General features: G+C 35.0%; 14 protein-coding genes and 2 rRNA genes. 9 read left to right on the top strand and 7 right to left on the bottom strand.

The annotated features are described in order from the left end of the window. Positions 1-43: 43 nt before the first annotated feature. Complete coding sequence (locus AAGD19_RS02090; protein WP_341748135.1) at positions 44-985, top strand: transposase; 942 nt, start codon at positions 44-46, stop codon at positions 983-985. Here AAGD19_RS02090 and AAGD19_RS02085 read toward each other — a convergent pair. After that, positions 923-1771 carry an IS982 family transposase gene (locus tag AAGD19_RS02085; RefSeq protein ID WP_341748134.1) on the bottom strand — a complete coding sequence of 283 codons (849 nt, stop codon included), beginning with the start codon at positions 1769-1771 and terminating at the stop codon, positions 923-925. The genes AAGD19_RS02090 and AAGD19_RS02085 overlap by 63 nt on opposite strands. An 8-nt stretch (positions 1772-1779) precedes the next feature. Here AAGD19_RS02085 and AAGD19_RS02080 point away from each other — a divergent pair, with 8 nt between their 5' ends. Beyond that, positions 1780-1989: a hypothetical protein gene (locus AAGD19_RS02080; protein WP_341748133.1), complete on the top strand. Its 210-nt coding sequence runs from the start codon at positions 1780-1782 to the stop codon at positions 1987-1989. Here the strand turns inward: AAGD19_RS02080 and AAGD19_RS02075 are convergent. From AAGD19_RS02075 to AAGD19_RS02055, 5 genes are all read right to left on the bottom strand, one after another. Next, positions 1969-2319, bottom strand: coding sequence for a hypothetical protein (locus AAGD19_RS02075; RefSeq protein WP_341748132.1), 351 nt, complete (start codon positions 2317-2319; stop codon positions 1969-1971). The two genes, AAGD19_RS02080 and AAGD19_RS02075, sit on opposite strands and share 21 nt — an antisense overlap. Positions 2320-2418: 99 nt before the next feature. Beyond that, positions 2419-3372 carry an IS110 family transposase gene (locus AAGD19_RS02070; protein ID WP_341748131.1) on the bottom strand — a complete coding sequence of 318 codons (954 nt, stop codon included), beginning with the start codon at positions 3370-3372 and terminating at the stop codon, positions 2419-2421. A gap of 759 nt (positions 3373-4131) precedes the next feature. Beyond that, positions 4132-4542, bottom strand: a complete 411-nt coding sequence (gene rnpA, locus AAGD19_RS02065; RefSeq protein ID WP_341748130.1) for a ribonuclease P protein component — start codon at positions 4540-4542, stop codon at positions 4132-4134. Positions 4543-4545: 3 nt separating this feature from the next. Continuing rightward, the gene (rpmH, locus tag AAGD19_RS02060; protein ID WP_341748129.1) at positions 4546-4680 is read right to left on the bottom strand and encodes a 50S ribosomal protein L34; all 135 of its coding nucleotides are present in this window, start codon (positions 4678-4680) and stop codon (positions 4546-4548) included. A gap of 92 nt (positions 4681-4772) precedes the next feature. Beyond that, positions 4773-6731 (bottom strand): lytic transglycosylase domain-containing protein, encoded by a 1959-nt coding sequence (locus tag AAGD19_RS02055; protein ID WP_341748128.1) that lies wholly within the window; start codon positions 6729-6731, stop codon positions 4773-4775. A 38-nt stretch (positions 6732-6769) separates the two neighbouring features. Between AAGD19_RS02055 and fabD the strand changes: the two genes are divergently transcribed. The 3 genes from fabD (at position 6770) to AAGD19_RS02040 (ending at position 10916) form a co-directional block, all read left to right on the top strand. Continuing rightward, positions 6770-7699: an ACP S-malonyltransferase gene (fabD, locus tag AAGD19_RS02050; protein ID WP_341748423.1), complete on the top strand. Its 930-nt coding sequence runs from the start codon at positions 6770-6772 to the stop codon at positions 7697-7699. 78 nt (positions 7700-7777) lie between these two features. Beyond that, positions 7778-9607, top strand: coding sequence for a ribonucleoside-diphosphate reductase subunit alpha (locus tag AAGD19_RS02045; RefSeq protein WP_341748127.1), 1830 nt, complete (start codon positions 7778-7780; stop codon positions 9605-9607). Between the two features lie 319 nt (positions 9608-9926). After that, on the top strand, positions 9927-10916 hold the full coding sequence (locus AAGD19_RS02040; RefSeq protein ID WP_341748126.1) for a ribonucleotide-diphosphate reductase subunit beta: 990 nt from the start codon (positions 9927-9929) through the stop codon (positions 10914-10916). A gap of 254 nt (positions 10917-11170) precedes the next feature. On the opposite strand, the gene AAGD19_RS02035 is transcribed toward AAGD19_RS02040, so the two are convergent. Further along, positions 11171-11953 carry a hypothetical protein gene (locus tag AAGD19_RS02035; protein WP_341748125.1) on the bottom strand — a complete coding sequence of 261 codons (783 nt, stop codon included), beginning with the start codon at positions 11951-11953 and terminating at the stop codon, positions 11171-11173. 190 nt (positions 11954-12143) lie between these two features. Between AAGD19_RS02035 and odhB the strand changes: the two genes are divergently transcribed. The 4 genes from odhB to rrf all read left to right on the top strand — a co-directional run bounded on the left by odhB (position 12144) and on the right by rrf (position 21037). Next, complete coding sequence (odhB, locus tag AAGD19_RS02030) at positions 12144-13331, top strand: 2-oxoglutarate dehydrogenase complex dihydrolipoyllysine-residue succinyltransferase (protein WP_341748124.1); 1188 nt, start codon at positions 12144-12146, stop codon at positions 13329-13331. 21 nt (positions 13332-13352) lie between these two features. Further along, positions 13353-17789, top strand: coding sequence for a pentapeptide repeat-containing protein (locus tag AAGD19_RS02025; RefSeq protein WP_341748123.1), 4437 nt, complete (start codon positions 13353-13355; stop codon positions 17787-17789). Positions 17790-17988: 199 nt separating this feature from the next. Then, positions 17989-20768: ribosomal RNA gene (locus AAGD19_RS02020) — 23S ribosomal RNA — on the top strand. A gap of 154 nt (positions 20769-20922) precedes the next feature. Continuing rightward, positions 20923-21037, top strand: a 5S ribosomal RNA gene (rrf, locus tag AAGD19_RS02015). Positions 21038-21044: the final 7 nt, after the last annotated feature.

Below are 21044 nucleotides of genomic sequence, written 5' to 3'. Positions count from 1 at the left end.
AGCAATACCAGTTAATAGGACAGATTACTGTCAATTTCTAATAGTGAGTCAAAAGAATTATAGTTTGACCTACTATGCTGAACATGCCAAAAAATGTAGCCATGATGTTATTAATAGATTTTTAAAAAATGAAAAATATACACCTTCTTTGTTATGGGAACATATTAAGGATGATGTTATTTTATCGCCTAACGGATATACAATATTTGATGATACGGTGTTAAATAAAAGAAATACCAAGAAAATAGAAATTGCTAGATCACAGTACAGTGGGGCTACAGGTGGTATTACTACTGGTATAGGAGTAGTAAGTTTGGTATATTATAATCCGGATATTAATAAGTTTTGGGTAATAGATTACCGAATTTTTTCGCCCGAACATGATGGAGCGACAAAAGTAGAACACCTATTAAATATGTTAAATAATGCTGTGTATAGCAAAAAGATTCCTTTTCAAACTGTGCTTTTTGACACATGGTATGCTACGCATAAAATTATGCAACATGTTGATTCCTTGGGTAAATATTATTATGCTCCTATTAAAGCAAATAGAAACGTTACTAAAACTTCCTCTTCTAAGCCTTATAAAGCTGTTAGCAAGTTAACGTTTTCAGATGAGGAAATTAAGAGCGGAGTGGAGATTCATATAAAGGGCTTTGCAAAAGATAAGCATGTTAATTTGTTTAAACTTACTGTTTCTACCAACAGAGTTGATTATATTGTTACCAATAACAAAACTCAAAAATCTTCTAAAGCCGTACAAGATGAGTGTGGCTTTCGTTGGGTAATTGAGAGCATGCATAGAGAAATCAAGCAACTTACCGGTATAGAACGATGCCAATGCAGAAAACAACGCATCCAGCGTAATCACATTAGTTGTGCATTTTTAGTGTGGGCTTTTCTAAAAAACCCCAGTTGCCAATTAATTTTGTATATCAAAAAGTTCTATAGGAAGCAAAGTTTTGATAGAAGGTTTGTTTTCTAGCAACTGATAATTGATTAGGCAGGATAGCATATGACTAAATGCATTTGTAACTGATCTATGTCTAGAATGCTCTAACTTATCAAGAAATTTAAGTTTGCCTATTACGGTTTCTATCAGAGTTCTTTTGAGCAACATAACCTTATCTATAATAACCCGAGTAATAAGTTGGATGCCTTTGTCATACAAATCATCAAATAATTCTTTAGATATATAACCGCGATCGCCAAAAACTTTGCCATATATACCAAATATCATTCCTTTAAGTCCTTTCCTATCATCCTTATTACCACTGCTGAAAGATACCTTTATCAGATTACCTTTGGAATCTATGATTAAATGTAACTTTAGTCCATAAAACCACCCCTTAGTGGTTTTTCCTCTTGCCGCTATTCCTTTAAAAACCTTATGTGGACTTATACGATAATTCTTACATACGGCTATACCTGTAGCATCTACAAAAGACAGACCTGTGCATTCAGCAAGCAAATGATTCAGTAATATTGCTAAATAAGGCATACTTCTACCTATCAATTTAGTAAAATGTTCATAACTAACAAGTTTAAAATCTTCTGTATAATTATGTAAGATTACTTGTTTGTAATAATGCTTAAAACAATCACAATATGAATCATAGTAACCAATTAATATGGTTAATACTTCGCTTATTGATAAATAATTACTTACACCAGGTTTAAATTTACTACTATTAATTGTAGGCAAATTATTTTCCAAATTCTTTATAAAATCGTCGACAAAACAGTAAATTGCGGTAAAATCTTTTTTCATAGGTTATTTTGTTATTGGTTGAAAAAGATAAAATAACCTATGTCCCTTTTAAAATCTACCTTTCATCTCTCCTATTTAATTGGCAACTGGGGTTAAAAAGAACTGCACACAAAATAGGTAAGACGGTTTATCAAATAAAGTTAGGGCTTTTAGATCATTATATGCAACAGCAGTTACGTTCACCCTCTTTACGCTATTTAGAACCTTACATAGCGTAAGTTTTGATTAGTTTGTTTAACCATATTAAGTTGTTTTGCTAATTTAACAAATTGTTCATCAAAATCAAGGTTACAATCAAAAAACCAAATTAGATCATAATTATTTTTATTTTCATAAGCATACATTCTAATTAATTGAGTTTTACCTATACCGCTAGTACCCACTATACTTGCTTGTCTATATTTACTTAAATATTCATCAAGAATTTTAAGTTGTTGCTCATGATTGACAAAATAACTAACTGGAGTGATAAGATTAGATACTTGTACTTGAGCAAAAGTATTACTATAAATAATTAGTAATATGAATAATGTTAAAAATTTTTTCATATAATGAAACTGTTGAAAAATAAATTATGCCCTAACGGTACGTATAAAACATATTATTAACCTCAGCATCCGTATAGAAGTCAATAAGAAAATAATAACTTAACATAAATTTTCATTCCAAGAAGAATTATTTTTGACAATAGAGTGCATAAAAGCTAGTAATTTACGCATAACAGCAACAAGAGCAACTTTTGCTGGTTTATGTTTAGCAATTAAGTGGTCATAAAAATTACGTAAACGCTTATTACATCGTAAGGCAGCTACTGCAGCCATATAAAGAACTCTTCGAAGATTACCTCTACCTGCAAAAATACTTCTTCTACCTTTATAACTACCGCTTTCTCTAGCAAAAGGAGCAAGACCTACTAAAGCAGTTAAGTTTCTAAAAGTAATATTACCAAGTTCTGGTGCTTCACATATTACAGTGGTAGCAAGAGTAATGCCAACTGCTGGAATAGAAGTAAGCTTATCAATTTTATCTTTGATTTCTTGATTCTTAGAAATTAAGGCTTTGATATTCTCATCAATCTCTTGTAATTGTTCTGTTAAACTAGTAATATGCTGGTTCAAAGATAAGATGATTACGTGGTTAAACTCGGTATCCTGCCTAGCAACTTCTTGATTCTTAAATACTAATAATTGTTCCCTTCTTTTTAATAAAGCATGTAACTGTTGTTGGCTATTATTATCATAAGTAACTTTAATTGCTAGTGCAAAGCATGTTGCATAATCATGTAGTAATTTACTATCGATGTTATCAGTTTTAGCAAGCCATCCTCTAGCTTTAGCATAACTACGCATTTTATTAGGGTGTACTGTAGCAAAAGGCAATTTATTTATTTTTAAAAATTCTCTTAAATTATGTTCATATCCACCAGTAGGTTCAAAGACAACAACTAACTCAGATAAGGCAGGATAGTATTTATTAATAGTGCTAAGCATAATAGTAAAGCCATGTTGATCATTGGTAACTTCAAAAGCCTTGTTGGTAGCTGGTAGATAGATATTTAAAGTTTTTTTACTAACGTCCACACCAATATAAGTTGTTACCATATAAAGCCTCATGATTTATATTAATAATAGGATATGCTACATACTCATACGCAAGGTTTAAACCTTATGACATCCGTTCGTAGTCTTTATCCAAAACAGGATGGGTCTTTGCTGAGGTACGAAGTCTTTAAAATTCAAAGCTTCAATTCGACATACAGTTTACCCATCCTACCACTATATATAACTGATCATGTTATATTTATCATGGTTTTTTTATTGTATGAGCTCGATATAAGAATTAATAATTCTTATATCGATACTTGCTTTGTTATAAGGAAAAATGCACTCTTGAAGCGGCTGACGCGAGTGCATTTTAACTTTTTTCATCATTCAATATGTGATTTTAATTATTAAAATCACATATTGAATGGAGTATTATATTTTAACAATCAGATGGGCAACCGCTTCAAACCTGATTGTTTCTATACATAATACTGAATTCGATGTAACAAGTTACATCGAATTCAGGTTATTATTACGAATAATTATAAAGAATAAGCAAAAATAACTCAACTTAAGTTTGAATATTAATAATAAAAATCATTAAAAAGTAGGAAAGTTTGTTTGCTAATTCTGAACCTAAATTCCACTAGCCTAGTATCAGTATTATGCAATCCAAATTATTTCCAACTTAACTTACGCGAATTCGGGTAACTTGATGGTGGCTGAATAAGGGCTGGATTCCGCATCAAGGCTAGGATGATATTTTTTACACGAATGATAACTTTTGATTGCAGGAGGTAATTTATGCAGTAAGGATTACACCTGTGAAACTATCTTGTATAGTTCACTTAATAAAGTTGCAAATTCAATTTGCTCAAAACCTTTCCTAGGGATGACTATCATTGCCCAACTATTTTGTTTGAATTTTGATTCCTTGCTTAGCAGTCTAACTAAATGCCTGATACGTCTTTTGATTTTATTACGAATAACAGCGTTTCCTAACTTTTTTCCGACTTTCATGCCAAAAAGTAATGTATTTGACGAATTATATAAAATCTCACTAGATTTCTTACATAGGTTGTCAATATTACCTTTTACATTTAGCTTTGCAAAGAGCTTAGTAGAATTCTTTGCTATTATTGTGATAAAATAAGGACTATGGAACTTTTTTCCTAACTTATTAACTAGGTCAAATTCTTTCTGATTTTTTAGGGATGAGATAAGCACTTACTACGCTGATAATTTTTTTCTGCCTTTTGCTCGGCGTTTCCTTAAAATTTCTCTACCGCCGACAGTTGCCATCCTTGCCCTAAATCCATGTCTTCTTTTTCTTACTAAATTGCTAGGTTGAAATGTACGTTTCATAAATTCATATCCAATACGAAATAATATATTTCTTTATAGTCAGATAATGTTAAACTGTCAACTTAAATAACATTATTTAAACTAGGGTATAGCTATATTTCTCTCTTATTATCTTTAGTCTTTAAAAGATCTTGTTCTAATTTTATATTATTATTTCTATTGATAATAGATCGATAAACTTGCAGATTTTCCAAAACACGTTGAGTATAGTTCCTAGTTTCTGCATATGGTATTAGTTCAATCCAATCAATTATTTGTCGTAAATTCTTAAAGTCACGAGGATCACCAAACAGATTAATCCATCTTGTGATTCTACAAGGACCAGCATTATAAGCTGCAATGGCTAAAAGATAATTACCATTATATAGTTGTAAGTATTCTTTAAAATGATTAGTACCTAGCATAATGTTATATTTAGGGTCAAGAGTTAGCTTTTTAATATGACATTTACAGCCAACAGATTTAGCCGTATCATAAGCAGCTGTATCTGTAAGTTGCATTAGCCCCTTAGCTTTAGCTGTACTAATTGCATGCTGATTAAAAACTGACTCCTGTCTTATAATACTGTATGTTAAAGCTGGTTCTAGGGGGGTATTTTTTACTGCCTTAGTATAAGGGGTAGGGAAAGCATAATCCTTAATAAAAGTATGATGTTGACAAGCAGTTTTTGCTACATCTACTGTATGATAAATATTACCCTTTGTGCTAATGATATCGGTAATTAATACAATCTTAGATGGGGTTGATGATTTTTCAATAGCCGTTTTAGCATATAACAGAGCTAAATCATGCTTACCATGTTTAATCAAATATTTTATGGCTCTAATAATTTCACTATTTTCATTATTATGCTTAGTGGAGGTAGGCTTTTGTGGTAAAATGAAGTGCCGTTTGTTAAGTTCGATATTAGCTAACTGTCCATAAAAACTATGGGAATACTTGCTGGCCATATGATAAAATTTATTCGCTTGCTCTTTATCCCCTTTGGCTTCATAAGTTCTAGCTAGCCAATATTGCCCCCTTGATACGCTTAATGGTTTAGCTGCAACTTTCATAAATTTGTTAAAATGACTTAAAGCAATATCAGGCTTATGCAAAAATCTAAGGGCAAGCCAACCACTAAGCCATTGTGCTTCTCTTACATCATCAGGGTAGACAGTAAGAGGTATGCTAATTATTTTATAACTACTGGAAAAATCTTTTTGGTCAATAAATTCTCTAGCATAATAAGATTGTACACGAGCCCAATAGGCGGAATGTCTTTTATCTTGCTTTACTTTTTTAAATAGAGCAATACTTTGGCTGGTAGGAATCTCTGTTTTCTTGGAATCCAAATAGTTAAATAATAAAGCTGGGGTATAATATTTTTCTGATACTTGTTGAAAAAGTTTTTCACTATCATTAGATTTATTTAAGATAGCAATTTGGGCAATAAAATTTTGTTTATAGCCATTACTGACATAATGCATATATTTTTTTGCACTACGCATATCCCCTGCCCATAAATATTCATCAATTTTTTTTATATGATCTTCTTCACATAATATATTTTTGAAATTACTCAAATAATTGCTTTCTTCTGCTTGCGTGAAAACCCCATAAATCCAACCATTTTTCATAATCTTCGCTAATTTTTGTGGATCTTTTATTAATTTTCTACTGGCTAAAGCATAAAATTTATAGCCTAAAGCAGTAATTGGTTCGTTTTCACTAAACCAGTTTACAATTAAAGCTTGGTCTGTGTTATAGTTTAAATATTGTTCTGCCATCTCTTTTAGTTTATCGACTTGCGGCCAGTGGGGATTGTTTTGTATAAATTTTATTACCTCTTCAAAGCTATTTTTCTTATAATTCGGGTCTAAGAATCTTTGAGACATAATAATTTTGATTAAGGTTTTATCTTTTGAAGACTTTGCCATCTTTTCACAATCTTGCCATGCTTTTTTGTCTAAATGTATAAAAGTTTCTTTGACATAGTCCGATGCCATTGACTCTGATATTAATAAATTTAGAATAATTAAAACTATTGACAGTATTGTTGAAATTCTCATAATCGACAGTGGATAAATTAAATTATTATGGTATTATTATGAATAGAGCATTTGTCTTTCCAGGTCAAGGGTCACAAATGGTTGGTATGGGGAAAGAATTCTACGATAACTTTCAGGTGGCAAAAGAGACATTTGAAATGGTAGATAATACTCTTGGAAGAAAATTAAGCCATATTGTCTTTAATGGATCAAGTGAAGATTTAACTTTGACTATTAATGCTCAACCAGCACTAATGGCAGTATCTATGGCAATATTGAATGTCATTAAGCAACAAACAAATAGAAATATTACTAACCTGTGTTCATATGTTGCAGGTCATTCTTTAGGAGAATATAGTGCATTATGTGCAGCGGAAAGTATAGATATACAAGTAACTACCCAATTGCTAGCAGTACGTAGTAAGTCCATGCAAGAAGCCTATCCGGTTGGTCAAGGCTCAATGGCGGCATGTATAGGCGTACCTCTAAAAAAGCTTGAAGAAATCATCAAAGAGGTTATAGACCTTGATATAGCTAACGATAATATAGATGGACAGGTGGTAATTAGTGGTAAAACTATAGCAGTGGAACGGGTAATATCTATCGTAAAAGATTTAGGCTATAAAGCTATTAAATTGAATGTCAGCACTCCTTTTCATTGTAGTTTGATGAAGCCAGCAGAAGAGCAAATGGCAAAGGCTTTAGACAAAGTAGCAATTAACAAACCGTTTGTTCCGGTGATACAAAATGTTACAGCTAAACCAATAACTAACCCTATAGAGATAAAACAAAACTTAATCTCCCAGATTTGTGGTAGGGTGAGGTGGCGTCAAACTTTAAACGAATTGGAAAATCTGAAAATAGAACAAATAGTTGAAATAGGTGCAGGTAAGGTTCTAACTAATATGCTGAAAAAAACTGACCATAAATTTAATTTGATTAATGTTTCGAGTCTTGTAGAATTGGAAGAATTTTTAAAAATTATGTGAGTATGGTATTAGTGTTAAGACAAAAATCTGCTATGATCTCAATTTAATTAAAACAATAAGATATAAGATAATATAATAATGGCAACGCAAGCAAATACTAAATTTCCTATAAAAATTGATAAGAAACGAGATGATTTACTGACTAATTTTGGCAAAGCAGTGCTAAAAGATAGATACTTACTAGCCGGAGAGGGGTTTCAAGATCTATTTGCTAGAGTAGCTAGCTATTATGCTGATAATGCAAAATCAGCTCAGCAATTATATGAGTACATAAGCAAGTTGTGGTTTATGCCAGCTACACCGGTTCTTAGTAACGGTGGAACTGACAGAGGGATGCCTATCTCTTGTTTTTTAAATGAAACAGATGATAGTTTAGAAGGTATTGTAGATCTTTGGACTGAGAATGTTTGGTTAGCCTCACGTGGTGGTGGTATAGGAAGCTATTGGGGCAATGTTCGTTCTATTAATGAAGCAATTAAAGGCAAAGGTACTTCTTCTGGCATTATTCCATTTGTCAAGGTTGTCGATTCTATGACTTTAGCTATTTCTCAAGGGTCAATTAGACGTGGTAGTGCTGCTATATATTTACCAATTGATCACCCTGAAATTGAGGAATTCATAGACTTAAGACGCCATACTGGTGGTGATACTAATCGTAAAGCTTTAAACATGCATCACGGCATAGCTGTAACAGATGCATTTATGCAAGCAGTTGAGAGTGATGGAAATTTTCCATTAATCAGCCCTGCTACTAAAAAAGTTGTACGTGAAGTTAAGGCTAGAGATTTGTGGGTTAAGTTATTAACTACTAGAATAGAAACTGGAGAACCCTATATTTTATTTATTGATACTGTCAATAGATATATTCCGCAGCATCATAAAAAACTTGGATTACAGGTAAAAACTTCAAATCTTTGCAGTGAGATTACTTTGCCAACTGGCATTGATCATTTAGGTAAGGCAAGAACTGCCGTTTGTTGCCTATCTTCAGTAAATTTAGAATATTTTGATGATTGGCAGAATGATCCTGAATTTATTCCTACCGCAATGCGTTTTTTAGATAATGTACTTGAAGATTTTATTACTAAAGCACCTAGTACCATGGAGCGAGCTAAATATTCAGCAATGCGTGAACGTAGCATAGGTTTAGGCGTTATGGGTTTTCACTCATTCCTACAATCAAAGGATGTACCAATAGAGTCGGTAATGGCAAAGGTTTGGAATAATCAAATATTTGAACATATTCATAAAGAAGCTGATAAAGCTTCAGTAGTTCTATCTGATGAACGTGGTGCTTGCCTCGATGCAGTTGAAGTAGGTATTAACGAACGGTTTAGTAATAAAACAGCTATTGCTCCTACGGCATCAATCTCTATTATTGCTGGCAATAGTTCGCCTGGAATTGAACCATTTGCTGCTAATAGTTTTGTCCAAAAGACTCTTACTGGATCTTTTAATGTACGTAACAAATATTTAGAAAAGCTGTTAAGCACCAAAGGTTTTAATAATGAGCAGGTTTGGTCATCAATTGCAACTCATGAAGGCTCAGTTCAACATCTAACCTTTTTATCCAGCCATGAAAAAGATGTTTTCAGAACTGCTTATGAGATTGATCAAAATTGGCTTATTGATCTAGCAGCAGATAGGACACCACATATTTCACAATCTCAATCTCTAAATGTTTTCTTAGCAGGCAATGTAAGTAAGATGTATTTAAATAATATCCATTTTAGAGCTTGGAAAAAAGGGGTTAAGAGTTTATATTATTGTAGATCAACCTCAATTCAAAGAGCTGATAAAGTATCACACGATGTCAAGAAAGCGGATTTTCAAGATATTGAAAGAGATAATAAGAAAAAACAAGAAAAAGAAGTTGTGTCTTATGATGAATGTTTATCCTGTCAGTAATAGACTTCTTGCATAATTCTACTTTTGCTGGTAATTTGTGCGTCGATCCGGCACTCGAATCCTCACGTACATTTGAGTACGCTGCGGTTCTGCGTTCCGTGTCTCCTACAAATTCCTCAGCAAAAGCGAATTATGCAGGAAGTCTAATGAATATACGCGAATTCGGGATAAGAATTTGTCAATTCTTATCCCATCGTCATTGCGAGCGAACGTATGTGAGTGTGGCAATCCATGAAGCTTGTCATATAGATTGCTTCGTCAACCTACGGTCTCCTCGCAATGACGTTTTATAGTAGTATACTTAAAAAGGAAATATAATATGTCTTTACTTAATGCCAGTCCAATCTACAAACCATTTTCTTATCCATGGGCTTATGAAGCGTGGCATATTCAACAACGAATTCATTGGTTACCAGAGGAAGTGCCGCTGGCTGATGATCTAAAAGACTGGAAATATAATTTAAGTCCAGGAGAAAAACATTTATTAACTCAAATATTTCGTTTCTTTACTCAAGCTGATATTGAAGTAAATAATTGTTATATGAAACATTACTCTAGGGTATTTAAGCCAACTGAAGTACTGATGATGTTATCAGCGTTTTCTAATATGGAAACAATTCATATTGCTGCTTATTCTCATCTGCTTGATACCGTAGGTATGCCAGAAACTGAATATTCAGCATTTCTCAAATATAGAGAAATGAAAGATAAATATGACTATATGCAGCGTTTCGGTGTAGAAACTAAAGAAGATATTGCTACTACTTTAGCAGTATTTGGTGCATTTACTGAAGGGTTACAGCTATTTGCTTCATTTGTTATTTTACTTAATTTTCCTCGTTTTAATAAAATGAAAGGTATGGGGCAAATTATTAGTTGGTCAGTAAGGGATGAGACGTTACATACTGATTCTATCATTATGTTATTTAAAACTTTTATTAGAGAAAACCCTGAAGTATGGACTGAGGAGGTTCGTAGCCGTCTTTATGAGGCGTGTGCGACTATTGTGCATTTTGAAGATGCCTTTATTGAACTAGCATTTGAAGTTGGTGGTATTGAGGGGTTAACAGCTAGAGACGTAATGAAATATATTCGTTATATTGCAGATCGCAGATTAATGCAGCTTGGACTTAAAGAGATTTATTTAATTGATACTAATCCGTTGCCTTGGCTTGATGAAATCTTAAACGGTGCTGAACATACTAATTTCTTTGAAGGAAGGGTGACAGAATATACCAAAGCTGCAACTACTGGATCGTGGGAAGATGTATTTGCTGAGATGGATGGTAGGAGGAGTGGTACTACTTAACCTGAATTCGATGTAACAAGTTACATCGAATTCAGTATTATATATAGAAACAATCATGTTTGAAGCGGCTGCCCACCTGATTGTTAAAATATAATACTCTATTCAATATGTGATTTTAATTATTAAAATCACATATTGAATGATGAAAAAAGTTAAAATGCACCCGCGTCAGTCGCTTCAAGAGTGCATTTTTCCTTATAACAAAGCAAGTATCGATATAAGAATTATTAATTCTTATATCGAATTCGCGTGACTTAATGTGTTCTTGCTGGATTATTAGGTTTTCTACTAATGCGTGATACGTGGTCTACCATATTTGGGGGTTTTGGTGTTGAGACTTTAGCTTTAGGTAAAATCTTTTCCTCCTTAGGTGGTTTGTTAATTGTTGTGTCAAAATCGCTAAATAAACTCGTCTGAGTTTGAGGATTTATTTTATTTTTAGCAGGATCACCAGTAATAACGTTTTTTATATAAGACAGGATAAATCGACCGCAATTTATATTATCAGCTATTTTCTGATGACCTAGATATGATGATTTAAAGGTAACTCTATCTTTTCCAAATGTTTCTTCTAGTGAGTCTCTAATTGGCTTTAGTGGGTAGAAACGGCTAAGCCATCCTTTGGAATCCTGATGATGAGATGTTATATTGCCAGCATTATCTTTATTAAGTTCTAAATATGTGAAGTGTTTCCTTGTCAGAAGTCCAAAAAAATATTTGTTAGACTGACAAATAGGAATTATTGCTTTCTTCCAGTTAGTATCTTGGTTTAATACTCCAAGTGTATCCTTTAATGGGGCTGCAGTTGTTGTAAGCGTACTACCTTTTTGAGCATCATGAGATGGAGCAGTGATATAATTATTGTCATTTTTAAGATAATAATTGATTTTATTCTCAGGATTCCCCGGATTCCCCGGATTTTCATACGTCTCTGCTGATAGTTTATATCCTTGCCTTCTAGATAAATCTTTCAAGACATTATATATCTGAGTAGGCTTATATGCCATATATGGCTCAATTTCTTTCCGATCTTTCATTTCATTCCCTATAATATCCTTAATATATATTAGTGGTAAATAAAATAATAGTATACTAAAATGACTGCAAAAAATAGATGTTTTATAGATAGATGTTTTTAACATCATTTGAGTGCTAAAACAATTTTTGTTATTAGTGCAAGATATAAATAATAGTATAATAGAATATAATTGGGAGAATAAAATAATTATGAGTATTGAAATTATAGTTCCATCTCTTGGAGAGTCTGTATCAGAAGCGGCTATTGCTAAGTGGCATAAAAAACAAGGAGATGCAGTAAAAGTGGATGAGCTACTTTTAGAACTTGAGACAGAGAAAGTTACGTTAGCAGTAAATGCACTTTCCTCTGGTGTAATAAGCAAAATACTTAAGAATGAGGGTGATACAGTATATGTGGGTGAGAGCGTAGGACAAATTACCGAAGGAGAAGCTTCTAGTGTAGCTTCACTTAGTACACTAGACAAAGAGATAAAACAGCAACCTGCAAGTACCAACAAGGTTGATGTTCCGCCCTCGGTGCAAAGATTAGTGAGCGAAAATAAACTGCAATTAGCTGACATAAAAGGTACTGGTCGAGAAGGCAGAGTGACCAAGGGAGATGTACTAGAGTTCATAAATACCCCGCCTGCAAAAGAAACAGAATTACCTGTTATAGCCAATATTGTACGTACAAATGAAGGGATGGTTGAGCGTGTTAAAATGTCACGTCTTCGTAAAACTATAGCGGATCGTTTAAAACAATCACAAAATACTGCAGCCATTCTAACTACTTTTAATGAAATTGATATGTTGAAAGTTATTAATTTGCGTATGCAGTATCGTGAAGAGTTTGAGAAGAAGCATGGCGTGAAGCTAGGATTTATGTCATTTTTTGTAAAAGCTACTATTGAAGCTCTTAAAGCAGTTCCATCGGTAAACGCCGAGATAGAAGGGGATGAGATTCTGTATAAGAATTATTATGATATTGGTGTTGCAGTAGGAACAGAGCAGGGTCTAGTAGTGCCAATAGTTAAGCAGGCTGACAAATTGAGTTTTGCTAAGGTTGAGAAAGAAATTGCTGGTTTGGGTAAAAAGGCTAGAGAAGGAAAATTATCTATGTCTGATCTATCAGGTGGAACATTTACCATTTCAAATGGCGGTGTTTATGGATCACTATTGTCAACTCCGATTATTAACCCTCCTCAATCTGGTATTTTAGGTCTTCACAAGACCGAAGAAAGACCAGTAGTGGTTAATGGTAAGATAGAAATACATCCCATGATGTACGTTGCTTTATCTTATGATCATCGTATTATTGATGGCAAAGAAGCAGTTACTTTTCTTGTAAAAATAAAGGAATTGATTGAAAATCCTGAGAAATTGTTATTAAATCTTTAATACAAAGAAGGAATATAAGTTATGGTGAAAAATAAACCTGTTGTCTATGATCTCGCTGTTAAGATTGAAAAATTTCGTCCTACTAGCAAGGATATAAAGGATTATATTACAGCTCAGCATGCAACTTTAGCAAGTGACCCTAAGGAAAGTTTAAGCCTTAATCAATATTTAAAGGAAAAATATTTTTCAGATGATAATGTAGTAGTAGTTGCAGATTTATCCGATAGGACTTTTAGTAGATCTGGTAATGTAACAGACCTAAGCGGAGGAGATTTTACTGGTTGTATACTTAAAAATACTACTTTTACAGGATGTAATTTAGCTGATGCGATGTTTTGTGATGTTGATTTTGACAATGCTTATTTCGAAGATACTATTCTAAAAAACATAGATTTTAGAGGGGATGACCTTGCTAATTGTAGGTTTTCTGATGGCTATAAAGGATACTCTCAAATAGGGAAAGAACGTGATATTGAGGGGATAAAATTCAGTACCACTTCTTCTTTAGGCAGAAAATATGCTGACATAAAAAGTGACTTAGTTCGCAAAAAAGAGCAGCAAGATATTATAAGTAGTAAACAAAAAGAATTAGAGGAGGCGGAGAAGAAGTTAAGCTTGAAAGCTCAGGCTTGGCGTATTGGAGGTTATAAAACCGGGAATTCAGAATATGATAGGCTGCAAGAAGAGCTGAAGCTAATGGTTGAGCAAAAAATATTTCCTAGAGAAGATAATTCAATGCATGAAACTTTTCAAAACATTTTTGGCAGTAGCAGTTGTACTTTTGATCCAGCTTATGTACGAGGATCAACTAAAGAACAGCGAAATCAAGAAACGCAATATGTACCCTTAGCTCGGAAAGATATAGAGCAATATTTGCAGGCAAGAAAGAGTAATGAGAATTTAAGTTTAAATGATTTTGCTAAATCTAAATTAGAGAAATCACAGATAAGATCAGGAGCAAGAATTATTGCAGATTGTTCTAGTAGAGTTGATACTTCTACTAATAATGAATGGTATGATAGAGTTGATTTATCTAATTTAGATTTCTCTGGAGCAGATTTAGGGGGTGCTGTGTTCGCGGGGTCCGTTTTATCCGGATGTAGATTTAATGGTACTAATATTAGTGAAGCGAATTTCGAGAGTGCAGAACTTGATGGAGCTAATTTTTTAGGGTCTAAAGCAGATAACGCGAATTTTTTTAATAGTAATTTAAGTCAGGCAGTCGTTGATAATAGTCAGTTTACACATGCTTTTATGGCTTGTTCTAATGGTCAGGAGGTTGTGATAAATAACTCCAACTTTGATTATGCGAATATAAAAAAAGGTAAATGGGATAATGCAAAATTTACTGATTCAACATTTAATCAGGCAGATTTGCAAGGTATTTCTTTAATCTCAGCAGATTTACGAAGAGTACAAATGCAGCATGCAATATTAGATAAAGCTATTTTAACAGAGTGTCAAATTATAGAGAGTAATTTATCTAATGCTTTGATGGAAAAGACCAAAGCACATAAAGCAAAATTTAAAGATACTATATTGCAGAACATAGAAGCAAAAGGATTAGATTTGTCGGATGTTGAGTTAAGTGGTTTGACTAAGTTGGATGGAGCGAATTTAGAAGCAGCTATTCTAAGAAGGATTAATGCTGAAGGAGTGAATTTTATTAATGCCAATCTAAATATGGTGGAAGCACAAAAGGCGAATTTCAGAAATGCAATTTTAGAAGGAGTAGAGGTCAAATTTGCTAACTTAACAGAGGCGATTTTAGAAGGAGCGAAGGCTAAAGGAATCAATGCAAGTTATAGTATACTAAAAAAAGTTCATGCACAAAAGGCTGATTTCTCGAATAGTATAATGAGGAGTATTGACGCTCAGGAAGGTGATTTTACCGAAGTAATATTCATGAATGGTGATCTTACAAAATCAAAATTGCAGCAAGCGATATTGGAAAAAGTACAAGCAGAAAAGGTTAAGTTAGAAGGAGTTAATTTACGTGCGGCAAAGTTAGCTGAGGCTGATTTGTCTAAAGCTACGGTCGATATTGATACTGATATTGTGGACGTAAATTTGATTGGTTTACAAGGCATATTCATTCAAAATGGTCAAGAAATTATTCCGCAAAAGCTTCAAGAAGAGCAAAAACAATTGGAGCAAGTAAAAAAAGCGGAGCAATTAGAATTAACACTAGAGAATTTACCTCACATCGCTGTAGGTTTATTAAAAGAGACAGGGACATTTCTTCTTGATATTGCTACTATAGTACCTTCAGCTATTAGGAATCCGCTGGATACAAAGAAGCTATTATATGATGAGCTATATGCTGATTTTCTGAAATTTCAAGAAGTGAGTGGAAAATTATTAAGTGATAAGTTGCTAATTGAAGAAAGGCAAAAATTACAAAAAGAACAAGTAGAGCATGTATCTAATCTAATCAAGGGAGCTGGTGCAGTGGCTGATATATATATTCCTGCTCTGAATGAAGCACGATCTGATCTATTGAAAGATCAGATCGCTCAGCGTGTTTTGTTGCCAGTTTTAGGAGCTGTGTTAAATCCCGCTCCAATGATTTCACCTACAGAAGCTAGTAGAGTTAATCCTGATATATTTGATGGAGTAGATAAAAATTTTATTAGAAGGATAGTGCCGTTGGTGCTAAAATTAGGAGGTGGCGTATTAGAAGGAGAATCAAATAAAAAAGTACAAGAAATTTATAAAAATCTAATAATTTCTAACGAGAATTCAGGGCGTGATATCATTAAAAATGCTTTGGGAATCTTTACCAGCCCTAAAGTAGCAGAAGTAGTCAAGAAAGATTTAGTTGAGTTTTTACGTGATTCAGCTAATCAAAAAGAAATTACCAAAATTGCTGAGAATGTTCTAGACGATAAATTTACTAGATTTGTGTCAAAAGAATTTTTTAGGGATACTGTATCACTAGCAACTAATGCAAGTAGCACGATATTAGAGCATACTCCTGAAATGGTTATGATCTATGAGTTCTATATGAAACATCAAGATTTGGGCTTGGAATTATTGACTAATAAAAATTTATCTCCAACTCGAAAAGAAGAAATAATAGGAACGCAAAGAGCCATGATATTGTCTATTTTAGATAATACTAGTAAGGTTGTTCAAGATCTAGCTCCTGCCTTAAAATCGACTCTACCACAATATTTTGCTGATAATAAAAAGAATATTTTAGAATTTTTGGATAAAACAGAAGTGCAGCAAAATATAAGATCTATTGGTCTGAATCCTAAATTTGTACGTGATGCAACAGCAGCAACTATTCCATTTATTGTTGATGTTTTACCGATAATATCAGAACTTACTGAAAGTTGTTTAGCAGACAAAGAGGGGTTAGAGCGAATCATTGAGCAAACTAAAGAGGTTATGAACGTACCTGAATCCAAACAAGCAGAAAAAGTTGGTAAATTAGTAAACTCTCTTATTAAGTTTAATAAGGATAATCCTAAGGTTAAAGAAGTTTTACAAGAAAAAATACCGGAGCTTTTAATAAAACATGCTAAAGACCTTGGCCCTGTGGTTGAGAAATTTTTAAATGAAACCGAGATGGGTAAAAAACTAAAACTAAAAGGTGAAGCAATTGTTAAAGCACTAGGGGATCATGCTAAGGAAGTAGGAACAATAACGGCTTCATATAAGAAGGGAGAATATAGTGCAATGGTTCGTCCATTGATTAATTTGTTATCTGATACAAAAGTTCTAAGTTTAGCTGTAGAAGCTACTGTTAACCTTTGGAAGTATAATTTCCAAAAACATTTTGTGTCTAATTCAACACGTGAAAAAGTAATTGGTGAAAAAATGAACCAAATTATTGAAGATGTTTTGCCCAATCCTCTTGTGATAGCTAAGTCAGACAAGAAAATAGATTTATCTTCTATCTTTCAGGAGCAGGATGAGAAATATAGTCGAAATAATTCATCTGAGTATTCACCGATACTTGATTATTCCTTAAATAATAAAGATTTGAGAGGATTATCTTTTGAAAAAGTAGATATGAAATTAGATGATTTTGAAATTAAAGGATTTAATTTTAATGAAGTGACATTAGGAAAATGTTCTATGAAAAATGTTGAATTGAAAGAATGCTCTTTTAAGAGAGTTACTTTTAAAGAACATATAGACTTTGAAGGAGCTACCATTGATGGTAATACTTTAACTACACTTCTTCCGGAAATTAAAAAATATAATAAAAAACATCCGGAAAAAACAATGAATTTAGATAATATAAGAGTTGTTGGGAATATAAGCGAAGAAGTTAAATCAAATCCTTTGCTAAAAAATGTAGATTTGAATAAAGCTACTGTAAAAAAAATAGAAGTTATTCCACCAGTACCTAAAGCAAGTCAAACAATATCATCAAATGAACATAGAGAAAGATATGATAGAAATGCTAACAAAGAAAGACAAACAAATCTGTTAATCAGATAAAATAATGTTTGACATTGTTCTGAATAATCGGTATAAAACTTCACACAGGGCAAAAATCCTGTAGCTGTTTGAAAAGTTGATAAAACTGAAAACTAAATACACACTGCGATAATAAAAATTTATGATCGTGAGTGGATACTGTATAAGTAGCAGAATTAGTTCTGTACACATCGTACAATCTCAAGCTTTAAAAGAATCAAAGTAAATAAAATAAGAGCATTTGGTGGATGCCTTGGCACTAGAAGGCGATGAAGGACGTAATACGCTGCGATAAGCTTCGGGGAGCTGCGAATAAGCTTTGATCCGAAGATTTCCGAATGGGGAAACCCACCTGCTTAGCAGGTATCGTATAGTGAATACATAGCTATGCGAAGCAAACCCAGTGAACTGAAATATCTCAATAGCTGGAGGAAAGGACATCAACCGAGACTCCGTTAGTAGTGACGAGCGAATGCGGACCAGGCCAGTGGCTTCAGAATAAAAACTAGAACAACATGGAAAGGTTGACCATAGAGGGTGATAGCCCCTTATAGGTAAAAAGTTTTGGAGTCCTTGAGTAAGGCGGGACACGTGAAATCCTGTTTGAACATAGGGGGACCACCCTCTAAGCCTAAGTACTCTCTAGTGACCGATAGTGAACAAGTACCGTGAGGGAAAGGTGAAAAGAACCCCGATAAGGGGAGTGAAATAGACCTGAAACCGAATGCTTACAAGCAGTCGGAGCAGACATTGAGTTTTAAAGCTCGTTTATATGTTCTGTGACGGCGTACCTTTTGTATAATGGGTCAGCGACTTAGTTTATCTAGCAAGCTTAAGCCGTTAGGTGTAGGCGTAGCGAAAGCGAGTCTGAATAGGGCGACTTTAGTTAGATGAATTAGACCCGAAACCGAGTGATCTAGCCATGGTCAGGTTGAAGGTGGAGTAATATCCGCTGAAGGACCGAACCCACTACTGTTGAAAAAGTAGGGGATGAGTTGTGGCTAGGGGTGAAAGGCCAATCAAACTCGGATATAGCTGGTTCTCCGCGAAATCTATTTAGGTAGAGCGTTATAGCGATTACCGTCGAAGGTAGAGCACTGGATGAGCTAGGGGGTCCTACAGACTTACCAAACTCAACCAAACTCCGAATGTCGACGAGTACAGCATAGCAGACAGACTGTGGGTGCTAAGGTCCATAGTCGAGAGGGAAAAAGCCCAGACCGCCATCTAAGGTCCCTAAATCATGACTAAGTGTTAAAGGATGTGGGAAAACCAAAACAACTAGGATGTTGGCTTAGAAGCAGCCATCATTTAAAGAAAGCGTAATAGCTCACTAGTCTAAATAAGTTTTCCTGCGCCAACAATGTAACGGGGCTCAAGTCATGTACCGAAGATGCGGATTTGTACTTTAATAGTGCAAATGGTAGCGGAGCGTTCCGTAGACCTGTGAAGGTGAACTGTGAAGTTTGCTGGAGGTATCGGAAGTGAGAATGCTGACATAAGTAGCGATAAAGAATGTGAGAAACATTCTCGCCGAAAGTCCAAGGGTTTCTGCGTAAAGTTAATCTGCGCAGGCTTAGTCGGCCCCTAAGGTGAGGCTGAAAGGCGTAATCGATGGGAATCAGGTTAATATTCCTGAACCGAAAGGGTGTGACGAAGATAGTAAATTGTATATGCTTATTGGATTGTTATATGCAGTGAATATCTTCCAGGAAATAACACCCTTATTAAAGACCGTACCCTAAACCGACACAGGTGGACAGGTAGAGTATACCTAGGCGCTTGAGAGAACGATGCTGAAGGAACTAGGCAAATTGCATCTGTAACTTCGGGAGAAGGATGACCTATAAATGGGCAACCATCTATAGGTGGCACAAACCAGGGGGTAGCGACTGTTTATTAAAAACACAGGGCTCTGCAAAGTCAATAGACGAAGTATAGGGTCTGACGCCTGCCCAGTGCTGGAAGATTAAGAGGAGGGGTGCAAGCTCTGAATTGAAGTCCCAGTGAACGGCGGCCGTAACTATGACGGTCCTAAGGTAGCGAAATTCCTTGTCGGGTAAGTTCCGACCCGCACGAATGGCGTAACGATTTCCCCGCTGTCTCCAGTATCGACTCAGCGAAATTGAATTCTCCGTGAAGATGCGGAGTTCCCGCGGTTAGACGGAAAGACCCCGTGAACCTTTACTATAGCTTTGCACTGGTATTAGGAATTAGATGTGCAGGATAGGTGGGAGACTATGAAGCGGTGGCACAAGCCACTGTGGAGTCATCCTTGAGATACCACCCTTTTGATTCTTGATATCTAACCGCGATCCTTGAATCAGGATCCGAGACAATGCATGGTGGGTAGTTTGACTGGGGCGGTCGCCTCCCAAAGAGTAACGGAGGCGTGCGATGGTTAGCTCAGGTTGGTCGGAAATCAACTGTTAGAGTGCAATGGCATAAGCTAGCCTGACTGCGAGTCTGACAAGACGAGCAGAGACGAAAGTCGGTCATAGTGATCCGGTGGTCCCGAGTGGAAGGGTCATCGCTCAACGAATAAAAGGTACTCCGGGGATAACAGGCTGATGATTTCCAAGCGTCCATAGCGACGAAATCGTTTGGCACCTCGATGTCGGCTCATCACATCCTGGGGCTGGAGAAGGTCCCAAGGGTTCGGCTGTTCGCCGATTAAAGTGGTACGTGAGCTGGGTTTAGAACGTCGTGAGACAGTTTGGTCCCTATCTGCCGTGGGTGTAGGAAGTTTGAGAGGATCTGCCTTTAGTACGAGAGGACCGAGGTGGACGTACCTCTGGTGGACCAGTTGTCGCGCCAGCGGCATAGCTGGGTAGCTAAGTACGGAAGGGATAACCGCTGAATGCATCTAAGCGGGAAACCCACCTCAAAACTAGACTTCCCTATCAGAGCCGTGGAAGACCACCACGTTGATAGGCTAGGTGTGGAAACACGGTAACGTGTGTAGCTAACTAGTACTAATAGCTCGATTGTTTTACTTTGCTGAGGTTGTACTTGTGTACAGCATTAATTCTGCAAGAAACATAAAAAGGTTTTCAGTTTTATCAACAACTCAAATTTTAGACCTCTTTTGAAATTATGGTTCTATGAATAAATGTCTAAAGAAGTCTATATATAAAAAAATTTGTATTGCTAGCTTGGTGGTTATAGCACGAGTGAAACACCCGATCCCATACCGAACTCGAACGTGAAACCTCGTAGTGCTGATGGTACTATGCCCTGAGGCATGGGAGAGTAAGTCGCTGCCAAGCTTGCAAT

Source organism: Candidatus Tisiphia endosymbiont of Dascillus cervinus (assembly GCF_964026405.1).
Classification (GTDB): domain Bacteria; phylum Pseudomonadota; class Alphaproteobacteria; order Rickettsiales; family Rickettsiaceae; genus Tisiphia.
This window is presented reverse-complemented; position numbering and strand designations above follow the sequence as displayed.